Source organism: Candidatus Baltobacteraceae bacterium (assembly GCA_035502855.1).
Classification (GTDB): domain Bacteria; phylum Vulcanimicrobiota; class Vulcanimicrobiia; order Vulcanimicrobiales; family Vulcanimicrobiaceae; genus Aquilonibacter.
In genome coordinates this window covers 33,774-55,813 of the sequence record DATJTX010000015.1, presented here as the reverse complement: position 1 = coordinate 55,813, position 22,040 = coordinate 33,774, and the positions used below count along the sequence as shown (strand labels likewise).

Here is a 22,040-nt window from a genome sequence, read left to right as displayed (position 1 = left end):
CTACGCGGTCACCAGTTCTTTCGGCGGCGTCCAGTCGTACGGGAATGTTTCGTAGGTGCTGTTGCGGCGGACCGGAACGTAGCCCGCGGCTTCGATCAGACGGCGGAACTCGCGGTCGTCGACGTATTGACCCGACTGCGTGCCGGCCGAGTGATAGATCATCTCCTCGTCGGTCGACCCGTGCGTGCCGTCCATGTCGTCGGCGCCGTAGTGGAGCGCCACCTGGCAGACTTTCAAACCCTGGATCATCCAGTAGGCTTTGATGTGGTCGAAATTGTTGAGCATCAGCCGCGCGACCGCGAACGTGCGCAGATCGTCGAGGCCGCTGGTCCAGCCGCAGTACGAGAGTTCGTTGCCGTCGGGATGAAACGCGAGCGGAATGAACGCGTTGAAGCCCGGCGAGCGTTCCTGCGATTCCCGCAGCTTGATGAAGTGATCGACGCGGTCTTCGAGCGATTCGACGTGCCCGTAGAGGATGGTCGCGTTCGAGGCGATCCCCTGGCGGTGCAGTTCTTCGTGGATCACCAACCAGTTTTCGCCCGAGACTTTATTGGCGCAGATTTTCGAGCGGGTCGGCTCACCCAAGATTTCGGCTGCACCGCCGTTGACGTTGTCCAAGCCGGCTTCTTTGAGCGCTGCGATGATATCGGGGAAGCTCAGGCGATGGCGCTTGGCCATGTATTCGATCTCGGCGGCGGTGAAGAGCGAGAGCTGCACGTGCGGCAGCGCTTCCTTGAAGCGGCGCATCAGCGGCAGCCAGTAATCGAGCGAGAGCTGGCGCGGATCGTGTCCGCCGACGATGTGGAGCTGGTTGAAGTTGGTGCCGGTCTCGATCGCCTTCGTCCAGACCTGATCGGCCGTCATCCGAAAGACGCGCTCGGGCTCCTTGAACTCGTCCGCCGCAAACGAGCAGAACTTGCAGTTCGCAAAGCACACGTTGGTCGAGTTGATGTAGCGGTTGAGGACGTAGAAGACATTCTTCCCGCTCTTGCGTTCCTTGGCGCTGCGCGCGATCCGACCGAGATTGTGGATGTCGCGCGTGCGGTAGAGCGTGAGCCCGTCTTCCATCGAGAGCGGCGTGCCGGCCTCGACCTTGCGCTCGATCTCGACCAGGGCGGGATCCATCGGGTATGCCATCGTCGCCCTATTCTAAAGTTGAGCGCGCCTGCCCCTCAAGGATATTGGTGGGCCAGCAAGCGGCCAAAGCCGCCACGATCGCACAGCCCCAGAGGACCCCTCCCACGATGTCGGTGAGGTAGTGCGCGCCGAGGTCGAGCCTGGACCACATGATGGCGACCGCCAACACGGCAACGGCGGAGCCGATCCATGCTCTGCCCGGCAGAGTGCTGCGGAAGACGAAGGCCGCGAGCAAAAGATAAAACGCGGTCGCAATCGTCGCGTGCGTGCTCGGATACGAAAACGAGGCCTCGTGTTTCACCACCCAGTCCAGCCGCCGCGGCCGCGCGAAGAATCGCTGCAAGAGATCGGTGCCGCGCCAGGCGATCAGCAGGCAGAGAATCGCAAAGGTCACACGCGAGCGCCACGCCGGAAAGCGGATCGCGAGAACGACCAGCACGATGCAGAGCGGCAAGAGAACGTCGATCCAACCGAACCACGTGATCCACCACGCGATCAGCGTCGAATGATTCACCCAGGCCGCTTCGTACGTCATCAACCACGCCGGATCGGGCGCATGATCGACGGCGTGCCCCAAAACCATGACGAGAACCAAGGCAGCGAGCGCAAGCGCGATGCGCATCGCTCGACTCCGCTTCGCTACTCTCGGGATGGCAGGGGTCCTCAAAAGAGCTCTTGTTGCGCGTCCTCGGACTTTCCGAGGCGCGGGGCGATCACTTCCAACTCGGCGAGTCCAAGTAAGATCTTGCGCGGCTTCGTGCCCTCGTGCGGACCGACGACTTTGAACTCCTCGAGCTGCTTCATCACCCGCACCGCGCGCGGATGGCCGATCGAGAATTGCGATTGCAGCTGCGCTGTCGACGCATACTGCGTTTCGATGATGAATTTCGCCGCCTCGTAGCAGAGCGGGTCGGCGCCCTTGCCGTTGCGCTCGTCCTCGTCGGTAACCGGCTGAACTTCGACGTTGAGCAAGTTCTCCGGGCGCGCCTGTTTCGCCCAGAAATCGACGAGCCGGTTCACCTCGTGGCCAGTGATGAACGCGCCCTGCGCACGGATCGGTTTGGGAGCGTCGATCGGCAGGTAGAGCATGTCGCCGCGCCCCAACAACCGCTCTGCCCCGTTCATGTCGAGAATCGTGCGCGAGTCGACCTGCGAGCTGACCGCGAAGGCGATGCGCGAAGGGATGTTCGCTTTGATGAGCCCCGTGATCACGTCGACCGACGGACGCTGCGTCGCGACGATCAGATGGATGCCGGTCGCGCGCGCCAGCTGCGCCAGCCGCATGATCGTCGTCTCGACTTTCGCCGGCGCGACCAGCATCAGATCGGCAAGCTCGTCGATCACGATGACGACAAACGGAAGCTTCTCCTCCGGGAACTTGGCGTTGTACTCTTCGATCTTGCGAACGCCGGCCTTGGCGAAGCGCTCGTAACGCGAATCCATCTCCTTGGTCATCTCGAAGAGCGCGCCGGCCGCCATGCGCGCGTCGGTGATCACGTCTTTGATCAGATGCGGAATACCGTTGTACACGGTGAGCTCGACGCGTTTGGGGTCGATCATCAGGAGTTGCACTTGGTCGGGCGTTGCCGAGACCAGCAACGAAGCGATGATCGTATTCAAGCAGACCGATTTTCCCGAGCCCGTCGCGCCGGCGACGAGCAGGTGCGGCATCTTGCCGAGGTCGCCGAAGACCGGGCGCCCGGTGATGTCTTTGCCCAGCGCCATCCACAGCGGCGGGATCGTTCCGCGATTGGGCATCGCATCGAGAATCTCGCGAACGGCCACGATCGCGACGGTCGAATTCGGGACCTCGATCCCCACCGCGGACTTGCCGGGAATCGGCGCTTCGATACGCACGCTGGTGGCGGCGAGCGCAAGTGCGAGGTCGTCGGCGAGCGAGGCGATCTTCGAGATCTTCACCCCGCGTTCAGGCCGCAGTTCATAACGCGTGATCGAGGGCCCGCGCTCGATGTGCGTGACCTTTGCGCCGACGCCGAAACTCGCCAGCGTATCCTCCAGCACGTGGGCGCGATTCGAATCATCGACGATTTGCGCTTGCGGCGGATCGAAGAGCGCGAGATCGGGAAGACGGTACGAACGCGTTGCCGCGACCAGATCGGCCGATTCGTAGTCGCCGGCGACCGGCCGCGGCGCAGGTGTCGTCGGCACCAGGATCAACGGCGGTTCTTCTTCCTCCTCTACCACGTCGAACGCCGCCTGACCCGTGCCGGCCGACGTATCGAACGCGCGCGGCAGCGGCTCCGGCGGACGCGCCATGTCGGTCTTGGGCAGCGCAAAGGCGTCGCGCAGCGAGGCGTGTCCTTCAGGCAGCGCTATCTTCGGAATCTTCGGCAGACGAATGCGCGCGAACACGCCGAGGACGAGCCCGATCAGTTTCTTCAGGCTCACCTGCGTCAGCGAGAGCGCAAGCGTGAGCGCTCCGAGCCCAAGCACGACCCACGCGCCCGCGGTACCGAGCAGCGCGTGGAGCGCGAACCAAATTCCGGCTCCGACGATACCGCCGCCGCGCGGGCCCGCCGCACCCAGCGCCGCGTCGATCATCAAAAAATAAGAAAGCGCCGAGCTTCCAAGGTTGGCGACCATCCGCGGCACGTTGATCTCGAGGAAGACGATCGCGCCGAGAAGAGCGATCAGCACCGGGAATAGCGGCGCGCCCCCTCCAAAGAGACCGCGCAGCCCGCTCGCCACCGCGCGGCCGGCGTTGCCCGCGTGGCCCGGGGTTGCCAGCGCGATGCCAAGAAGGAGCGCCACGGAGAGGGCGGTGATCCCGACGATCTCGAGATTGAGCTTCCTTGCGCTCGCCTTACGGCGTACCCTGGCCATCGATTGATTTGTTTCGTCGTTCTACGAGGAGATCACTTGCAGAGTCCCACCATCGTCGTCCTCGACGGCGACCAAACCGGAGAAGAGTTGCTCGTGGAGTCGCTGCGCGTACTCGACAAGTCCGTCATCGACGTCGAGTTGACGTTCGAGCACTACGATCTTTCGCTCGAGAATCGCCGCGTCACCGACAACGCCGTCGTTCACGAGGCGGCCGGCGCCATGCTGGCGCATGGCCTCGGTCTCAAAGCTGCGACGATCACTCCCGAGCAACATGGCGACGTCGGCTCGCCCAACGCGATCCTACGCGCTGAAATCGACGGTAAGGTCATCGTGCGTACCGGACGTAAGCTGCCGCGCGTACGGCCCGTGGCCGGCATTCACGCACCGATCTCGATCGTTCGCATGGCGGTCGGAGATGCCTACGGCGCCAAAGAGTGGCGAGAAGGCGCGGGTCTCGAGGAGGTCGCTTATCGTACGGAAGCCATCTCGCGCAGCGTCTGCCGCTACGTGGCCGAATACGCATTCATTCACGCCAAAAAAATGCACGCGCGCGTCTTCGGCGGACCGAAATACACGGTCAGTCAGATTTACGAGGGCATGCTCAAGGAAGAGATGGACGCTGCGGCGGCACGACACCCCGACATTCCGTACGAACCGCAATTGATCGACGCGACCTATGCGCTCTTGATATCGAACGCCGGCGACAATCCGTTGGTCATTCCGGCGCTCAATCGCGACGGCGATTGTCTCTCCGATTTCGTCATGCAGCTCTTCGGCTCGATCGCCGGCGCGGAATCGGTGCTGCTCTCGTTCGATGAAGAACTGCGGCCGAGGGTGGTGATGGCCGAGGCGCCGCACGGCACCGCGCCGCGGCTGTTTGGAAAGAACGTCGCGAACCCGATGGCGATGATCCTCGCTGCGGCGGCGCTTCTTTCGTACATCGACGATCGTCGTGCCGCCAATGCGTCACGCGCCATCTACGAATCTGCTCTGGAAGCCGTTGCCGAAGGAATTGCGACCGCGGACCTGGGTGGACAGTCGACGACGAGCGAATTTACCGATGCGGTGATCGAAGGCGTCAAGCGTAAGCTCGACGTGTGGTCGACGCTCTAGCCGGGGACTGTAAAGTTTCGCCAAAACCAGGACTCCCGACCCATGATTCCTTCGTCTATGGTTAAGCAGCCGTCAACCAGAGACCGATTTTATCAAAAGGATGATGCTTATGGCCTGGGGACGCCGTACCGAGCAAGCGATTGAGCGAAACAATCAGCGGCGTACATATCGGCAGTCGATCGAACTCCCGATCGCGGTCGAGGTCGCGGGACTGCCTGCACCGGTATATGGAACCCTAGTCAACATTTCGGAGACCGGTTGCCGGCTGCGCTCGCTCATTCTGATCGACCGCGACCGCGATGTCAGCTTCGAACTCAAGCGCCCCGGTCACCGGGCGCTTTTGCTTCGCGGCCGTATCGTCAGCCGGAGCACCCCGCCGTCCGGCGGCGGTTTCGAGTATGGCGTCACCTTTGCGCTCCCCAAGTCCGACCGCGAGATCCTTCTGCGGGAGATCCAGGAGATGCAGCGCCGCGAGGCCGCGGCGCGAGCCGAGGCGCGCACGGCAACGCCGGCGCCCCAAGCGGCGACCGGTAAGCAACGCCGCGGCAGCGTCCGCACGTTGGTCGGGTTCCCGGTCCGCTTCCGCCTCTCGGGTAAGGCAAATGTCGCGGCCGAAGCCAACGACGTTTCGATGGGCGGGCTGCGGCTGATCACGGAAGAGAAACTGGAGCTCGGCGTGATGGTCGAGCTGCGCTTCACGCTGCCGGGCCATATGCTCTGGGTTTATCCGCCGGCCGAGGAGCGCACCGAGATTACGCCCTTTGGCCCACGCCGGATTCGCATTCCCGACAACCGCCGTCCGTTCGAAGAGATGGTCGTGCGGGGCCGGGTCGTTTCGCGTTTCGCGCCGCAGCGCGGCCGCGAAGTCTACGGCGTGCAGTTTACCGACATCGACGGCTACCAACGCGAAGAGGTCGCGCGCTTTACGCACGCGGTTCAACTCGCCAAACTCCGGCTGGAATTAGACCGGGACAACTAAGGAGAGGCTACCCACCATGAGCTGGATTCCCAAGAAGCCGACCACCGCGAGCGCATTCGTTCCGAGCGCGACCGCCGCGGCGCCCGCCGCGTTGACGCTGGCCAAGCCGCGCTTGCAAGGCTTCTCTCTCGAGATGCCGGTGGTGATGAGCGTACGCCGTCTACCCGCTCCGGTTTATGGAACGCTCATGGAAGTCAACGCGAACGGCGCCCGGATTCGCTCGCTCGTACTGATGGAGCGCGGAACGGAAGTCGAGTTCGACCTCAGCCTTGCCGGCAATGCGCCGATCACCGTCAACGGCCGCGTGGAAGGACGGCGCAACGCCTCCTCGGGCGCGCGCTTCGAATATCTTCTCTCGTTCGAAACGATGGCCGAACCGCAGGTCGACGCGCTCGCGCGCGCAGTCGGCGACCTCGATCGCCGCGCCGCCGCCACGCGCTCGATTCAACGCTCGCTCGATGCGATTCCGACGACCGATCGCGAACGGCGCGGCAGCTATCGCGCGCTCACCGCATTCCCGGTTCACTTCCGGCGCGAAGGCGATGAGTGGAATGAAGGCAAGGTCGGCGACATCTCGGCAACCGGGATCCGTTTGACCTGTGCGGAGCTGATCGCAATCGGAACCGTGCTCGACATGCGATTGACCCTACCGGCCAGCGTGCTCGACGTGTACCCCGAGGAGACCGCGGTGCTCGATATCTCGCAAGGCGTTCCGCGCCGCGTCGGCGGTCGCGCCGACATGCGCCGCCCGTTCGAAGAGATGCGGCTACGCGGACGCGTGGTCACCCGGTTCCAACCGGTGCGCGAGCGCGAAGTCTACGGCGTCGCCTTCATCGAAATCGACGGCTATCAGCGCGAAGAGATCGCGCGCTTCACCCACGCGGTTCAACTCTCGAAGATCCGCAGCAAATAGGACGGTTCGGCCGGCCTTCGGCCGGTCGCACATCCTGTGCTCCGAACCTTCAGCCGCATCGTGCGGCGGACGATTCGGCCGCGTCGTGCGGCTTACCGTATCGAGATCAGCAGGACACCGGCGAGCGCCACCGCGACGCCGGTTTTTTGCGTCCCTGACAGGCGTTCGTCGAGCACGAAGCGCGCGAGGAACACGGTGCTCGCCGGATACAGCGAGGTGAGCACGGCGGCGATCGCAAGATAGCTGTGGAAGGTCGCCAGGACGTAGAGAACGTTGGCGCTCATATCGAGTGTCCCCGCCCCGAGAATTAGCGGCCAGTCGCCGCGCGTGGGTACGAAGCTCGTCCGCGTGATCAATCCCGCGGCGATCAACAACGCAATCGAGGCGATGCGCGCGCCGACCAAATTGTGCAAGCCTGCCGCCGGGTGCGTGTAGGAAAGCAGAATGAAGAAGGCGCCGAAGGCAAAGCCGGCCACGACCGCTTCACGCACGCCGGCGGTGACGATCTCGCGTTCGCCCGAATTTTCGGTCGAAAGCGAGATCAGCACGATCGCGACGAGCGCGAAGAGCAAGCCGAGAATCTGAGCAGGCGTCAGATGCTCGCCGCGAACGATCCCCACGACGAGCGGCAATATCGGTGCGATAACCGCCGTGACCGGTGAAACGACCCCCATCTTTCCGACTGAGAGCGCGTGATAGAGCAGCGCGATCCCGAGCGCTCCGAAGATGCCGGCCAGCACGCCGAAGAGATAATCGCTCGGCACGACGTGCGCCGGCGTGAACGGCAGCACGGCCAGCAGCAACACGAAACCGAACGCCTGCGAAATGACCACGACCGCGATCATCGGCGTGCGGCGGGTCGCAAGACCGCCCAAAAAATCCGCGGCGCCATAGGTGAACGCCGCGAGCAGGCTCAGCGCAATCCCGCCGATGGCTCGCTAGACCTCCATCACCACCGGGATGACGACCGGGCGGCGCTTCGTGCGCGCGTGGATCGCGCGGGTGAGCGTGCTGCGAATGTGTTCCTTCATCGTGTTGACGTCGCGGAGGGCATCGACGGAGACTTCCGCGATCGCGCTGCGCAACTCGGCGCGCAGTTGATCGAGAACCCCATCGGATTCGGGCAAGTAGAAGACGCCCTTCGAGATGAGATCCGGTTCGCCGATGACGTGCGCTTCCTCGGCGTCGATAGCAACGACCACAATCACGATGCCGTCGTTCGAAAGTGCTTTGCGATCGCGCAACACCGCTTCACCGACGTCGCCGATGCCCGACCCGTCGACCAACACGTTGCCGCCGTACGTCTTGCCGATCTTATCGCCGTATTCACGGGTGAACTCGAGCACGTCGCCGTCCTCGGAGACGAAGACATTACCGGCTTCGACACCGGTCTGCACCGCCAGCTTCCCGTGCTGCATGAGCATGCGGTATTCGCCATGCACCGGGATGAAGAATTCCGGCCGAACGAGATTGAGCATCAGCAAGAGCTCTTCTTGCGAGCCGTGTCCGGAGACGTGCGATCGCCCGTCGGTACCGTGAATCACGGTTGCGCCGAGCTTCGAGAGGTTGTTGATCGTCCGGTAGACGCTGCGCTCGTTTCCCGGAATCGGGGTCGCGCTTACCACGACCGTGTCGCCGGGGACGATACGAAAGCGTTTGTGATCGCGCACCGACATCCGCGCGAGCCCGCTCATCGGCTCGCCCTGCGAGCCGGTCGTCATCACCGCGATGCGCTCGGGCGGAAAATTATCGACGTCCTCGATTTTGATTGCCGTGTCGGGCGGGATCCGCAGGTAGCCCAGTTCGCTCGAGAAGTGCACGACGTTCTGCATCGAACGCCCGAGGAAGGCGATCTTGCGGTCGAAGCGCACGGCGTGGTCGACGGCCTGCTGGATACGCGGGACGTTCGATGCGAAGGACGCGATGACGATGCGGCCCTTCGCGCGCTGGAAGATCGCCGTGAACGCTTCGCCCACGATCCGCTCGGAGAGCGTGTGGCCGGGCCGCTCGGCGTTGGTCGAATCGGAAAGCATGCACAAGACGCCCTCCTCTCCGACGCGCGCGATGCGCGCAAAATCGGCGGGCCGGCCATCGATCGGCGTTTGATCGAACTTGAAATCTCCGGTGTGAAAGATCGTGCCGACCGGCGTACGCAGCGCGAGCGAGCACGCCCCGGAAACCGAATGATTGATGTGGATGAATTCGGTTTCGATCGAACCGTGCCGCACGCGCGCGCCGGGTTCGACGGTTACGAATTCGATCTCGCCGAATTTGTGCTCGCGCGACTTGGCCTTGATGAGGGCGATGGTGAGCGCCGTGCCGACGATCGGAACGTGCGGAAATTCCTTGATGAAGTAGGGCAGACCGCCGATGTGATCTTCGTGACCGTGCGTCACCAGCACGGCGCGCAGCTTGTGCGCGCGCTCGCGCACGTAGGTGAAGTCGCTGATCACGATGTCGACGCCGTACATCTCCTCGTCGGGGAACATCAATCCGCAATCGACCACCACCAAGTCGTCATTGGTCTCGATCACGGTCATGTTGCGGCCGATCTCGCCGCAGCCGCCGAGCGGAACGACCCGGGTGTAGGGCTCGCCGGGCGGGGCGGGCACGATCAACGTGTCAGGATTCAAACGGAGCCACTTTCCGCGCCGGGCCCGGCGCGTGATGGGAGTTCATGCTCAACCGTTACCTCGTGCGGGTCGTCCTGACCTCGCTCGCCTTAGCCGCCTCCCTTGCGGCGGCCGCACCGGCGCCGACGTTCACACCCGGCGCGTGCTCGGGCGTGCGAACGCAGCTTTATTCCGCGCGCGCACTGCGCCGTCTGCGCACGCTGCTCCAATTGCGCCTGCTCGAAGCGCGGCGCCGGCGGCTCGCCGCCGTGCAGGCCGCGATCGAACATCGGGCGACGATCGATCAGTTACTGGCGCTGCCCGACGACGCGGCGGTGGTCGAAGGCTCGGACGACCCGCGCCTGAAACATTTGCGCATCGCGAGCACTAGCAAGTGTTTGTAGCCGATTACGACGCTTCATTGAAAGAGGTGCCAGAATGGCTGTAGAGAGTCCACCACCCGCCAACGGTCTGAAGACCGCGTGGGACACGGTCGTTGCCCCCAAGGCGGCGTTCGAATCGATTCGCATCGCGCCCACTTGGGGCTGGGCCTTGTTGATTGCACTCGTCTTATTTGGGATCGGCTATTACCTCATGGTTCCCGCCAACCAGCACGCGCTTGCAACCGATTGGCCGAACATGGTCGCCCAAAATCCGATCATCGCCGGACTGAGCAGCGCCGAGCAGCAAGAACGCCTCCAGACCGTGCTCGCGATCAGCGCCTACGGCTGGATCTTCGCGATCATCTTCGTGCCGATCGGCATCTTGATCTCGGCGGTCGTCTACTTGATTTTCGATCGGATCGGACATGGCGAGGGGTCGTTCGGCAAATACTGGGCGGCCGCGTGCAACATCGCGGTGATCCCGGGCTTGGGTATCGTCGTAAACGCGCTCATCGTGCTCATTCGCGGCGCCGACAGCTTCGCCAAGCCGATCGACGTTCCGGCGGCGATGCCCTCGCTCATCATGCTCGCACCTCAAGCCGGGCCGAAGCTCGCCGTCATCTTGGCCTCGATATCTCCGTTTTCGCTGTGGGCGACCGGCCTAGGCATCGCGGCGATCTCGTTCGTCGGCCGCGTTCCACGCGTGCCGGCCTGGCTCGGCGGTATCGCGGCCTTCCTCGTGCCGGTGCTCATAGGCGCTGCATTTGCTCGCTAGTCTCCTCGCGATCGCGATGACGCTTCCCGGCGCGATCGCGTACGCGCTCAACCACAACCCGACGGTGGCGCAGCAGTACGCGTCGGTGACGGCGGCGCAGCATGCGCTTGCTCAAGCGCGCGCCAACGCATTTCCTACCGTCAACGGCGAACTGCAGAATTACGCGCAGAAGAACTCGAATTACGGCGGTATCTACGAGATCATCGGCCAGCAGCAACAAAGTGTGTTCAGTCAAAATACCGCGCAGATCGGAACGAACTACACCCTCGATACCGGCGGCCTCTCGTTCCTGCAACTCGCGTCGGCGCGGGCACAGGCCTCACAAGCCGAAGAGACCCTCGCGAATACCGAAGACCAAGTCGCCGCCAACGTGACGAACGCGTTCTACGCAGTCGTGCAGAAACAAGCGATCGTATCGGTTGACGCGTCCGACTTGAACTATCAAAACGTCCTCGTCGAAGCCGCGAAGGCCAAAGCGCAGGCGGGCGTCGCAGCCGGCGTCGACGTTCTCAAGGCCGAGGTCGGACAGGCGAAGAGCGCCTCGACGTTGATCGGCGCACGCGCCGACGTGGCGGATGCGACCGAAGACCTGGCGCAAACGATCGGCGCACCGCTCGATCAAACCTTCGCGTTTCCGCAAACGATCGCGCAGCCGAATCTTCCGGCGCAGCCGGTGAGCACACTCGAAAACATCGCGCTGAACGAGCGTCCCGACGTCAGGGCCGCCGACGACGCGGTCCTTGCCGCGCAGGACACGCGCAAGGGATGGAACCGCGAACTCTTTCCGCAGATCCAGATCGGCGCCGCATTCGGCAATCAATTCGCTCCGACGCTGGCGGGCGAAGTGATCGGAGTTACCAGCACCGGGGCACTGGTGACGCTCCCGCGCGGCGCGCCGGGATTCTGGACGCTCTCGGCGACCTCGACGTTTACGTTGCCGCTGGTCGATTACGGACAGCGCCACGCGGAACGCGTCAACGACGACGCACAGATAACCTCGGCGGAGCGTGCGCTCGACCAGGCGCGCACGCAGGTTGAAATCGACGTCCGCCAGAGCTATCGATCGGCGCAAACGGCGCTTGCCCAGCTGAGCTATGCGCGCGACGAGTCACGGCTCGGGACGGAGTCGGCCCGCATCGCCGAACTGCAATACCAGCACGGCCTCATCGCCCTCGCGGACGTCATTCAAACCCAGCAGCAATCGGTCACGGCGCAATACGACTTGGTCAGCGCCCGGGTCAATTACGTCGAGGCCATCGTCAAGCTGCGCGTCTCGCTCGGTACGTATACGGCGACGAGCGCGGTCGCCGACCTTTAGTGTGGAAGTAAGGATCGCATGAATCGTACGCGCAACACGTTGATCGTCGTCGGAGCAATCGCCGCAATCGTCGCTCTCGCCGTCTTTGCCGGACGGCACGGCCACGACTCGGCACTTCCGGTCAAACTGCAGAAGATCGCCTATTCGGCATTCACCATAACGCTCCCCGAAGAAGGTGTCGTCATGAACCCGACGACGGTAACGGTGCCGACGCTGGTCGCCGGGAACCTCGGTCAGATTTATGTGAAGGCGGGAAGCCGCGTCAGCGCGGGCGAGTTGCTCGCGACGATCGAAAATCCGACGCTCGACTATAATGCGGCAAGTTCGCAGGCCGACTACACCAACGCGGTTGCGAACGTCTCGACCGCCCGTATCGACGAGCAGAACGCCCGCGTGCAGTATCTCGCACAGGTCGATACCACCAAGAGCGCGCTCGATGAAGCGCGCCGCGTGTACGAGGCGGACGCAGCGCTTCTCGCGCAAAAGGCGATCGCGCGCAGCCAGGTCGACGCCGACAAGGCTAAACTCGACCAAGCACAAGTCGCCTACGACCAGGCGGTGCAACAACTGCGGCTCGGCGCCGTCTCGGGATACGGTATCGACAGCGTTCAAGCGGCGCAAGCAAATGCCGAGAAGAGCAAGATCATCAACGCCCAGAACCAACAGCAGGTTGCGTTCACCCGCATCGTCGCCCCGATGAACGGTATCGTACAGACGGTGGCGGCGCAAAGCAGCAACCCGCTGCGCACGATGCAACCCGGCGACGTGGTAACAGCCGGAGAAGGCCTCTTCACGATCGCCGCCGAGAACCGCTTCGTCGTCAAGGCACAGGTCGACGAGCAGGACATCATCAACGTACATCTCGGGCAGACCGCGAAGATCAGCGGGCAAGACTTCCCCGGTCACGTCATACTCGGTCACGTGGTACGGATCGATCCGGCTGCGCAGAAGTCGACCGATGCTTCGAGCACCTCGATGCAAGTTCTGACCACGATCTCCCTCGACCGCTCGCCTTCGTTTCTCAAAGACGGCATGAACGCCGACATCGACATCCTCACGACCGATATCCCGCACGCCATCGCCGTCCCGACCGAGGCGATCCAAAAGACGGGCAAGATGTCGTTCGTCTACCTCGTGAACGACGGCGTCGCAACGAAGCGTACGATTTCGACCGGTCGCGTCGGCAACGGCATGACCCAGGTGCTCTCCGGGCTGGCACCCGGCGACGTCATCGTCGCCGCCAAGGTACCCGCTCTGGCCGCAGGCGCACGCGTCACACCGATGCCCTCCCCTTCCAGCTCACCCTGAGCGTTCGTTCGATGACTCGTCTGGCGGAATACCTGTCGGAAGCGTGTGAATCGCTGTGGCGCAACAAGGCCCGCTCGATGTTGACCATGCTCGGGATGATCATCGGGAGCGCTTCGATCATCGCGGTATTCGGCGTCAGCAAGGCGGCGACGAGCGGCATTGCCGGGACGTTTACCTCGTTTGGAACGTTCCCGATCGTCGTGCAGGTCGACGATTCGCAAGATTTTCCCGCACGCGCACAATTCCGTTACGGCGACGCGGCCGCGATTCAAGCGGCGCTGGGCAATCAGGTGCACGACGTGCAGCCGTCGTGGCAGCGAACCTGGAGGGTGCTCTACGGGACGATCAACGGCTATTATACCGTCTCGACCACCGGATCGTATCAGGACGATTCGCTGCGCATGAGCGCCGGCCGCAAGATCGACGCAGAGGACGTTGCATCGGCCGCGCGTGTCGTCGCGATCTCCCAGAGCGTCGCCGGCAAGTTCTTTCCCGGAGGCGACGCCGTCGGGAATGAGCTGACGATGAACGGTGCGCGTTACACCGTGGTCGGCGTGTACGCGCCCATCGCCTCTCCCTGGATAACCTCGATCGCCGGCTCCGATTTTATCGTCATTCCCTATTCGACATTCCATCGCGCCGTAGACGAGCCGGCCGACGACCTCGAGATCTACCCCGTCAAAGGCGCGAACGCCGACTCGCTCCGAAGTCAGATCGTGCGCGTATTGCAACACATTCATGGACCGCAGGCCCAATACGTCGTCACCGACAGCGCGGCACAAATCGGCATCTTCGAGAACGTCCTCAATATCGCCGGCGTCGCCCTCGGGGCGATCGGCGCCGTGGCCCTTCTCGTCGCCGGCATCGGGATCATGAACATCATGCTCGTCACCGTCACCGAGCGCACCCGCGAGATCGGCATCCGCAAGGCGATCGGTGCAAGCCGCAGCGACATCATGACGCAGTTCCTCATGGAATCGCTGGTTCTCGCGCTGGCCGGCGGAATCAGTGGTATGTTGCTCGGCATCGGCGTGACCGCGCTGGGGGCGCAGGCGCTCAGTCGCGAGTTGGGCGCGCTCGTCGTTCCGTACGTCCTCGTGGTTTCGATCGCCCTGAGCTTCTCCGGCGCGACCGGCATGATCTTTGGCCTCTATCCGGCGTATCGCGCGGCCACGCTCGATCCGATCGAGGCACTTCGCTCGTGATGTATTTCGATGAGGCGATTCGCGTGCTGCTCGCGAATAAAGCGCGAACGTTCCTCACGATCATCGGGCTGATCATCGGTGTGTTCGCCGTCATTTCGATCGAAGTGCTGGGCCACAGCATGGCGGGATCGATCGACGAATCCCTCGGCGCATTGGCCGACAATAGCTTCATCATCTTTCCTGGCTCGTTCCAGCGCGACTTCACAAAGGCGGCGCTGCGGCTCTCGGACTTGAGCGCGATCGTGGCCGAGGTCCCCAACATTACCGCGGCCGTACCCGTGGGCGGAACTCGCGTCCTGATGCGGCACGATCACAACCTCGGGAACCTCATCCTGTTCAGTGACTCGAGCGATCCGTTCGCGCGGCAGCCGCTCGCCTACGGCCGCAATTTGAGCCCCGACGAGATCTCGAATGACGCCGATGTCTGCGTCATCAACTGGAAGACCTATCAGCGCCTCTTCCCCGAGGGCGGCGATCCCACCGGAGAGAGCCTTTACGCGGGACCGTATCGCTACGTGATCGTCGGCGTGCTCGCGCAGCCTCGTCAAGGCGCGATCAACGCAACGTTCGGCGGCGACGTCGCGATCCCGTACACGACGTATCTGCGCAAGTACGTGCACGGAAACCGAATCTTCGCCGCGCGCTTCACGGTCGCGAACAGCGACACGATGAGCGCGACGGAAGTCGCGGTGATCGACAAGATCCGCGCGTTGCGTCAGGTTGGCGGAAACGTTCGCTATCAAACCTTCGACAAGGCGCAGTTCACGCAGCGCGTCAACGGGATATTCGGCGGCATCACCTTGGTGGTCGCGCTGATCGGAGCCGTTTCGCTGCTCGTCGCCGGCATCGGCGTAATGAACATCATGCTCGTTTCCATCGCCGAGCGAACGCGAGAGATCGGGACGCGAAAGGCGATCGGAGCGCGCCGAGGCCAGATCTTGTGGCAATTCCTGATCGAGGCAGCCCTGATGAGCAGTCTCGGATGCTTCATCGGAATGGCCGCCGGCCTCATCGTCGGCGGCACGATCAACCAACTCTATATCGTAAAGCTCACCGGATACACCGCGTCGCCGCCGTACGTTCAAGCCCTCTTGATCACACTGAGTTTCGCCGCGGTCGTGACGTTCGCATTCGGGCTGTACCCGGCGTACCGTGCCGCGTCGCTCGATCCGATCGAGGCACTTCGGTATGAGTGAGGGGATGCCGCTCGCCATCGAGCTGCAGCGTATCACGAAAACCTACGAGATGGGTTCGCTCGAAGTACAAGCGCTGCGCGGCATCGATCTGCGCGTTCAGCGCGGCGAATACGTCGCGATCATGGGTCCGTCGGGCTCCGGAAAGTCGACGCTGATGAATCTGGTCGGCTGTCTCGACCGTCCGAGCAGCGGCACGTATCATCTGGACGGAGAGGACGTTTCGCACCTCGACGATAACGCGCTGGCGGCGATCCGCTTGCGCAAACTCGGGTTCGTGTTTCAAGGGTTCAACCTTCTGGCGCGAACCGACGCGCTCAAAAACGTCGGCCTCCCGCTCTTTTATGCGGGGGTGGGGGCGCGCGAGCGCGCGCGGCGCGCGATGACGACGCTCGAGGAGGTTGGACTGGCGGACCGCGCGCACCACAAACCCAGCGAACTCTCAGGCGGCCAGCAGCAGCGCGTCGCGATCGCCCGTGCGCTGGTCAACAACCCGGCGGTCCTTTTAGCCGACGAGCCGACGGGGAACCTTGACACCAAGACCAGTGCCGGCCTGATGGCCCTTTTCGACCAGTTACACCAAGGCGGGCGGACGATCATCATGGTGACGCACGATGAGAACGTGGCCCGTAACGCACGCCGGATCGTGCGGCTGCTCGACGGACTGGTCGTCGCCGACGAGAGCACGGCAAGCCCTCGCTCTTTTACCGGCAAGTGAGGAACGCCATGCAACCTCATCACCGTTATTCCGGTAGAGGATACCCTCAAAGAAACAAACGCACTAAAGTTTAGGAGAATGGTGAAAAATCGGTTTTTGCCCACGGTCATCGTCGGTTTGGTGGGCGCAATCATCGGCAGCTTCGTGATGATGCTCTACGCGAGCACGCACTTCCCCGACATCGCCGGGCCGAATCATACGCCGCCGGCCGTCGCTGCTGCTCCGCTGACCGGCGTGAGCGATCAAGACCGGATCGTGAGCGCGGTCAAGCGCACCAAGGCTTCGGTGGTTGCAATCACCGAGCAGGTCAACGGTCAGGAGGTCGTCCCGATCGACCCGCTGATTCAGCAGTTCTTCGGGCAGCAAGGACCGGGCGTCGTCCAACACTATAAGGGCCAGGCCTCCGGCTCGGGCTTCGTGTACGACGACCGCGGCGACATCGTCACCAATGCGCACGTCGTGAACCCGCCGAGCAATGCAAAGCTTTCGAACCTGACCGTGATCTTTGCCAACGGCGACCATGTGCCGGCGCACGTCGTGGCGATGAATATCGGGGCCGATCTGGCGATCATCCGGGTAGACAACTACCGCAAGCTGCCGCCCCCGCTCCACCTGGCCGATTCGGACAAACTCGAGCAGGGCCAGTGGGCGATCGCGATCGGCGAACCGTACGAACTGCAGCAGACGGTAACGCTGGGCGTGGTGTCCGCCTTCAACCGCAAAGAGGAGGTCCAGGCCGAGGGCGGCGGAGCCGGCTACTTCGACTTCACCGGCCTGCTCCAGACCTCGGCGCCGATCAACCCCGGCAACTCGGGTGGCCCGCTCATCGACATGGACGGCAGCGTGATCGGCGTGAACCAGCTCACCGACGAGGCTGCACAGGGCATCGGGTTCGCGATTCCCTCCAATACGGTGAAGAGGGTCATCCCGCAGCTTCTGAGCAACCCGGGCGTCCACCAAGGGACCGATACCGGTTTTGCCGGGTTCGCCCCGGCCGATCTGACGCCGGGATTGCGCAACCAGATCGGCTACAACGGCCGGGGCGGCCTGGCGGTAGTCGAAGTCGAGCCCGGCACGCCCGCCGATAAGGCCGGACTCGAACCGGGCGACGTGATCCTCCAGGCCGACGGCAAGGCGTTCAACACTGCCGCCGCGCTGCGCAAGTACATCGGCAGCAAGAAGCCGGGCGACGTGTTGCGGCTGGACGTCTGGTCCCAGGGGGTAAAAAAGTTCGTCGCGATCACGCTCGAGGAACGCCCGGCCGAGCAACCCGGCCAGCCCCAGCAGCAGCCCTGACTTGCTGCTACAAGCCCTGGAGGCCGGTCCTGCAACCGGCCTCCTTTGGTGCGGGTTGGAAGCTATAGACCCGGCCATCGTGTATGATGGTCGGGAGTAACTACTGCACCAGCCCGTAAGCGGCAAGGCAGATCTTCGCCCTCGTTCGCATCGCCGGATCCTCGCGACCGCTGCACTCACCTCGGTGTACGGGCGCCTCGGCTAAGGTTGCGACGAGCGACTGCAAGAGAAGCTGGTCCGGGGCTTAGGCAGATCATACTGAGAGGTAAGAACATTTATGGCTAAAGTGGTCGGTATCGACCTCGGAACGACCAATTCGGTCGTTGCCGTGATGGAGGGCTCATCGCCCGTCGTCATTCCGAACTCCGAAGGGTCGCGTACGACCCCGTCGGTCGTCGCATTCACGAAGACCGGCGAACGCCTCGTGGGCCAACTGGCGAAGCGTCAAGCGATCACCAATCCCGATCGCACGATCTCTTCGATCAAGCGGCACATGGGCGAAAGCGATTATCACGTCAAGATCGACGGCAAGGACTACACGCCGCAAGAGATCAGCGCGATGATCTTACAAAAGCTCGTCAACGACGCGAGCAACTATTTGGGCGAACGTGTCACCAAAGCGGTGATCACCGTGCCTGCGTATTTCAACGACGCACAGCGACAGGCGACCAAGGACGCCGGCAAGATCGCGGGACTCGACGTCCTGCGGATCATTAACGAGCCGACGGCTGCGGCGCTCGCTTACGGACTCGACAAGAAGGGCAACGAGACGATCCTCGTCTGGGACCTCGGCGGCGGCACGTACGACGTGTCGATCCTCGAAGTCGGCGACGGCGTCTTCGAAGTCAAGTCGACCAACGGCGACACGCATTTGGGCGGCGACGACTACGATCATCGTGTCGTCGAATGGCTCGTCTCCGAATTTCGTAAGGAGCAAGGCATCGACCTGAGCAAGGACAAGCAGGCGATGCAGCGTCTGACGGAAGCCGCTGAAAAGGCGAAGATCGAGCTTTCCTCGGTCGTGCAAACGTCGATCAATCTGCCGTTCATCACGGCCGATCAAGAGGGCCCCAAGCATCTCGACATCACGCTCACCCGCGCGAAGTTCGAGGAGCTCACCGCCGACTTGACCGATCGCTGCATCGCACCGTTCAAGAACGCGCTTGCCGACGCGAAGATCGACATCTCGCAGATCGATGAAGTGGTGATGGTCGGCGGTTCGACCCGCATGCCCGTCATCCAGGAACTGGTCAAGAAGCTCACCGGTAAGGAACCGAACCTCACCGTCAACCCCGACGAAGTCGTGGCGGTCGGTGCGGCGATTCAAGCCGGCGTGCTCGCCGGTGAAGTGCGCGACGTCGTTCTGCTGGACGTGACGCCGCTCTCACTCGGTCTGGAAACGCTCGGTGGCGTGATGACCACGCTGATCGAACGCAACACGACGATCCCGACGAAGAAGTCGCAGATCTTCACCACCGCGGAAGACGGTCAGACCTCGGTCGACATCCACGTGCTGCAGGGCGAACGCCCGATGGCCGGGGACAACAAGACCTTGGGACGCTTCCGCCTCGAAGGCATTCCGCCGGCTCCGCGCGGCGTGCCGCAGATCGAAGTGACCTTCAACATCGACGCGAACGGCATCGTCAACGTCGGCGCCAAAGATCTGGGCACCGGTAAGGAGCAGCAGATCACGATTACCGCGTCGACCAACCTCAGCAAAGAGGAGGTCGAGCGGATGGTCAAAGACGCCGAACTGCAAGCCGCGGCCGATAAAGCCAAACGCGAAGAGGCCGAAGTGCGCAACCAAGCTTCGAGCCTGATCTACTCGACCGAGAAATCGCTCAAAGAAGTGGGCGACAAACTCGACGTGGGTGCGCGCGGTGAGGTCGAGGCGGCGCTCGAAGAGCTCAAGCGCATCAGCGAGAACGGCACGATCGCCGAGATCAAACCGGCGATCGACAAACTGCAGCAAGCCAGCTACAAGATGGCGGAACTGCTGTACAAGGCCGCCTCGCCGAACGGCGAAGCCGCGGGCGCGGCGCAAGACGGCGCGGCCTCCGGCGCGGGCGCGCAGACCAACGGCTCTGCGCAACCGGACGATGTGATCGACGCCGAGTTCAAAGAAGCGAAATAGCAGCGTAGAGGGGTGAATTGCTTCGTCGAGGATTGGTGCAGCCTAGCGTACTAGCGCTGCACCATCCTCTCCTCGCACTTCATCCCCTCTACTTGCCATTTCACGAAAATATTTATGATGAACGATAACGAATTATTTACCGAAGCGGGCGAGGCGATGCTCGACGGGCCGGCGACGTCGAACGGCGACCTGCGCGCCCAACTCGATGCGGCCAACGCCAGGGCCGACGAGAATTATCAGAAGTTTCTGCTGGCGATGGCCGATTTCGAGAACTACAAGAAACGCATGCAGCGCGACATCGAATCGATCGTCACGTCGCATCGGCGCAAGTTGCTCGAGCGCTTTCTGCCGGTGATGGATAACCTCGAGCGCGCGCTCGCGTTCGACACGAGCGGCGGCGACAAGCTGCGCGGCGGAATCGAACAGACGCTGCGCGGATTCGAATCGATTCTGGCCGGCGAAGGCGTCAAAGCGATCGACGTAAAGAACAAACCGTTCGATCCGCGCATCGCCGAGGCGATCGGCACGCTGCCTGCGCCGCCCGGCGTCGACGACGACACGGTCTTGGAAGTTGCGGAAAAGGGCTACACGATCGGCGATGAACTGCTGCGCCCGGCCAAGGTGCTCGTCGCCAAAAAATACGGATGAACTACAAAGACTATTACGCGGTCCTTGGCGTTCCGAAGGGCGCGGCCGAGAAAGACATCAAGTCGGCCTATCGCAAGCTGGCACGCAAATGGCATCCCGATGCGAATCCGGACAACGCCAAGGCGGCCGAAGAAAAGTTCAAGGAGATTTCCGAGGCGTACGAGGTTCTGGGCGATCCCGAGAAGCGAAAGAAATACGACGCCTTGGGATCGGATTGGCAGCGCGCGGCGCAGCAGGCCGAGCAGCAGCGCCAATACCGGACCCGATACGGCGAGCAAGATTTCTCGTTCGATTTCGGCAACGCCGGAACCGGCGCGGGCGCCGGACCGAGCGGCTTCTCCGATTTCTTCGATATGTTCTTCTCCGGCATCGGTCGCCGCCAGAGCACGACACAGCATCACGCCAGTTTCTCGCAGCGCGGGCAAGATCTCGAGACGACGATCGAACTCGGGCTGCGCGACGTGTACGACGGCGGCAAGAAAGCGGTCGCGCTGCAGGTCGAAGATCTCTGCCCGAGTTGCCACGGCACGGGGACGCTCAACGGACGGCTGTGTCCGCAGTGCAGCGGCACGGGGCGCGTGCTGGTCACGAAAAAATTCGAGGTCTCCATTCCCAAAGGGATCGGCGACGGCCAGCGCATCCGGCTCGCGGGACAAGGCGGCGTCGGACTCAACGGCGGCCCCAACGGCGATCTGTACCTGATCGTCAAGCTGCTCGACGACTCGACCTACAGGCGCAAAGGCGACGATCTTTACGTCGATCTTCCGGTCAGCATTTACGACCTGGTGCTCGGCGGTGAGGTCAAGGTGCCGACGATGGCCGGCCAAGTCGCGATGACGATTCCCGAAGGCACGCAGAACAATCGCTTGCTCCGCCTGGCCGGCAAAGGGATGCCGAAGGTGAAGGGCAGCGGCGCGGGCGATCAGTTCGTCCGCCTCATCGGGCAGCTTCCTCAGAGTCTCTCCGATAAAGAGAAGAAACTCTTCAAGGAGTTGGCCGGTTTGCGCAATGGAAAGAAGAGTTCGTAGCTCGAGAGAGGATCTGCCGTGATTACAGACATTGCGTTCACTGCTTACCCGTCGAACAACGTGAAATCGACGCGCGAGTGGTACGAGAAGATGCTCGGGCTCAGGTTCGCCAGCGGTTTCAAAGAAGACGGCATCGAACAATACAACGAGGCCAACGTCGGACCGGCGTGTTTTGCGCTTATGAAGTCACAATGGCTTGCTCGCGAGCCGGGCACCGGCGTCGGCGTTACTTTCGAAGTCGACGACATCGAGACCACCGCCAACGCGCTACGCAATGCCGGTGTTGCGGTCGAAGATATTTACACTACCCCCGTGTGCAAAGTTACCTCGTTCGAAGACCCCGAAGGCAACAAGGTCACGTTGCATCAGAGAACAAGATAGGCGAGGTCCCGATACCCAGCTTGGCACACGAGATAACATTGGTTAGGGCCGCCCA

The 22,040-nt window shown here is 62.8% G+C and carries 20 protein-coding genes; 15 read left to right on the top strand and 5 right to left on the bottom strand.

Translation table 11 applies throughout. The features are described 5' to 3' along the window. From VMF11_03125 to VMF11_03115, 3 genes are read right to left on the bottom strand one after another with little or no spacing between them, the layout of a single operon-like run. Positions 1-1,137: a CofH family radical SAM protein gene (locus VMF11_03125; protein HTU69290.1), complete on the bottom strand. Its 1,137-nt coding sequence runs from the start codon at positions 1,135-1,137 to the stop codon at positions 1-3. Positions 1,138-1,144: 7 nt separating this feature from the next. After that, positions 1,145-1,759: a phosphatase PAP2 family protein gene (locus VMF11_03120; protein HTU69289.1), complete on the bottom strand. Its 615-nt coding sequence runs from the start codon at positions 1,757-1,759 to the stop codon at positions 1,145-1,147. Positions 1,760-1,800: 41 nt separating this feature from the next. Continuing rightward, the gene (locus VMF11_03115; GenBank protein HTU69288.1) at positions 1,801-3,981 is read right to left on the bottom strand and encodes a DNA translocase FtsK; all 2,181 of its coding nucleotides are present in this window, start codon (positions 3,979-3,981) and stop codon (positions 1,801-1,803) included. Positions 3,982-4,017: 36 nt separating this feature from the next. On the opposite strand from VMF11_03115, the gene VMF11_03110 reads away from it, so the two are divergent. From VMF11_03110 to VMF11_03100, 3 genes are all read left to right on the top strand, one after another. Next, complete coding sequence (locus VMF11_03110) at positions 4,018-5,094, top strand: isocitrate/isopropylmalate family dehydrogenase (GenBank protein ID HTU69287.1); 1,077 nt, start codon at positions 4,018-4,020, stop codon at positions 5,092-5,094. A gap of 109 nt (positions 5,095-5,203) precedes the next feature. Beyond that, positions 5,204-6,073, top strand: a complete 870-nt coding sequence (locus VMF11_03105; protein ID HTU69286.1) for a PilZ domain-containing protein — start codon at positions 5,204-5,206, stop codon at positions 6,071-6,073. Between the two features lie 16 nt (positions 6,074-6,089). Beyond that, positions 6,090-6,986, top strand: coding sequence for a PilZ domain-containing protein (locus VMF11_03100; protein HTU69285.1), 897 nt, complete (start codon positions 6,090-6,092; stop codon positions 6,984-6,986). A gap of 92 nt (positions 6,987-7,078) precedes the next feature. Here the strand turns inward: VMF11_03100 and VMF11_03095 are convergent, their stop codons facing one another. Together VMF11_03095 and VMF11_03090 are read right to left on the bottom strand one after the other, a co-directional pair. Next, entirely contained in the window at positions 7,079-7,903 is an 825-nt protein-coding gene (locus VMF11_03095) for a DMT family transporter (GenBank protein HTU69284.1), read from the bottom strand. A gap of 21 nt (positions 7,904-7,924) precedes the next feature. Further along, positions 7,925-9,619, bottom strand: coding sequence for a ribonuclease J (locus VMF11_03090; protein ID HTU69283.1), 1,695 nt, complete (start codon positions 9,617-9,619; stop codon positions 7,925-7,927). Between the two features lie 44 nt (positions 9,620-9,663). On the opposite strand from VMF11_03090, the gene VMF11_03085 reads away from it, so the two are divergent. The 12 genes from VMF11_03085 (at position 9,664) to VMF11_03030 (ending at position 21,985) form a co-directional block, all read left to right on the top strand. Further along, complete coding sequence (locus VMF11_03085) at positions 9,664-10,002, top strand: hypothetical protein (GenBank protein HTU69282.1); 339 nt, start codon at positions 9,664-9,666, stop codon at positions 10,000-10,002. A 34-nt stretch (positions 10,003-10,036) separates the two neighbouring features. Next, the gene (locus VMF11_03080; protein ID HTU69281.1) at positions 10,037-10,756 is read left to right on the top strand and encodes a hypothetical protein; all 720 of its coding nucleotides are present in this window, start codon (positions 10,037-10,039) and stop codon (positions 10,754-10,756) included. Beyond that, positions 10,746-12,074 (top strand): TolC family protein, encoded by a 1,329-nt coding sequence (locus tag VMF11_03075; GenBank protein ID HTU69280.1) that lies wholly within the window; start codon positions 10,746-10,748, stop codon positions 12,072-12,074. The genes VMF11_03080 and VMF11_03075 overlap by 11 nt, the downstream gene beginning before the upstream one ends. 18 nt (positions 12,075-12,092) lie before the next feature. Further along, entirely contained in the window at positions 12,093-13,382 is a 1,290-nt protein-coding gene (locus VMF11_03070) for an efflux RND transporter periplasmic adaptor subunit (protein HTU69279.1), read from the top strand. A 77-nt stretch (positions 13,383-13,459) separates the two neighbouring features. Next, the gene (locus VMF11_03065; protein HTU69278.1) at positions 13,460-14,587 is read left to right on the top strand and encodes an ABC transporter permease; all 1,128 of its coding nucleotides are present in this window, start codon (positions 13,460-13,462) and stop codon (positions 14,585-14,587) included. After that, a complete protein-coding gene (locus VMF11_03060; protein ID HTU69277.1) occupies positions 14,587-15,783 on the top strand; it encodes an ABC transporter permease in 1,197 nt (398 codons plus the stop codon). The genes VMF11_03065 and VMF11_03060 overlap by 1 nt, the downstream gene beginning before the upstream one ends. Continuing rightward, positions 15,776-16,498: an ABC transporter ATP-binding protein gene (locus VMF11_03055; protein ID HTU69276.1), complete on the top strand. Its 723-nt coding sequence runs from the start codon at positions 15,776-15,778 to the stop codon at positions 16,496-16,498. The genes VMF11_03060 and VMF11_03055 overlap by 8 nt, the downstream gene beginning before the upstream one ends. A 96-nt stretch (positions 16,499-16,594) precedes the next feature. Beyond that, the gene (locus VMF11_03050; protein ID HTU69275.1) at positions 16,595-17,794 is read left to right on the top strand and encodes a trypsin-like peptidase domain-containing protein; all 1,200 of its coding nucleotides are present in this window, start codon (positions 16,595-16,597) and stop codon (positions 17,792-17,794) included. Positions 17,795-18,071: 277 nt separating this feature from the next. Next, positions 18,072-19,928, top strand: a complete 1,857-nt coding sequence (gene dnaK / locus VMF11_03045) for a molecular chaperone DnaK (GenBank protein HTU69274.1) — start codon at positions 18,072-18,074, stop codon at positions 19,926-19,928. A gap of 114 nt (positions 19,929-20,042) precedes the next feature. Then, on the top strand, positions 20,043-20,576 hold the full coding sequence (locus tag VMF11_03040; GenBank protein HTU69273.1) for a nucleotide exchange factor GrpE: 534 nt from the start codon (positions 20,043-20,045) through the stop codon (positions 20,574-20,576). Beyond that, complete coding sequence (locus VMF11_03035) at positions 20,573-21,604, top strand: DnaJ C-terminal domain-containing protein (protein HTU69272.1); 1,032 nt, start codon at positions 20,573-20,575, stop codon at positions 21,602-21,604. The genes VMF11_03040 and VMF11_03035 overlap by 4 nt, the downstream gene beginning before the upstream one ends. Before the next feature lie 18 nt (positions 21,605-21,622). Next, the gene (locus VMF11_03030; protein HTU69271.1) at positions 21,623-21,985 is read left to right on the top strand and encodes a VOC family protein; all 363 of its coding nucleotides are present in this window, start codon (positions 21,623-21,625) and stop codon (positions 21,983-21,985) included. Positions 21,986-22,040 lie beyond the last annotated feature (55 nt).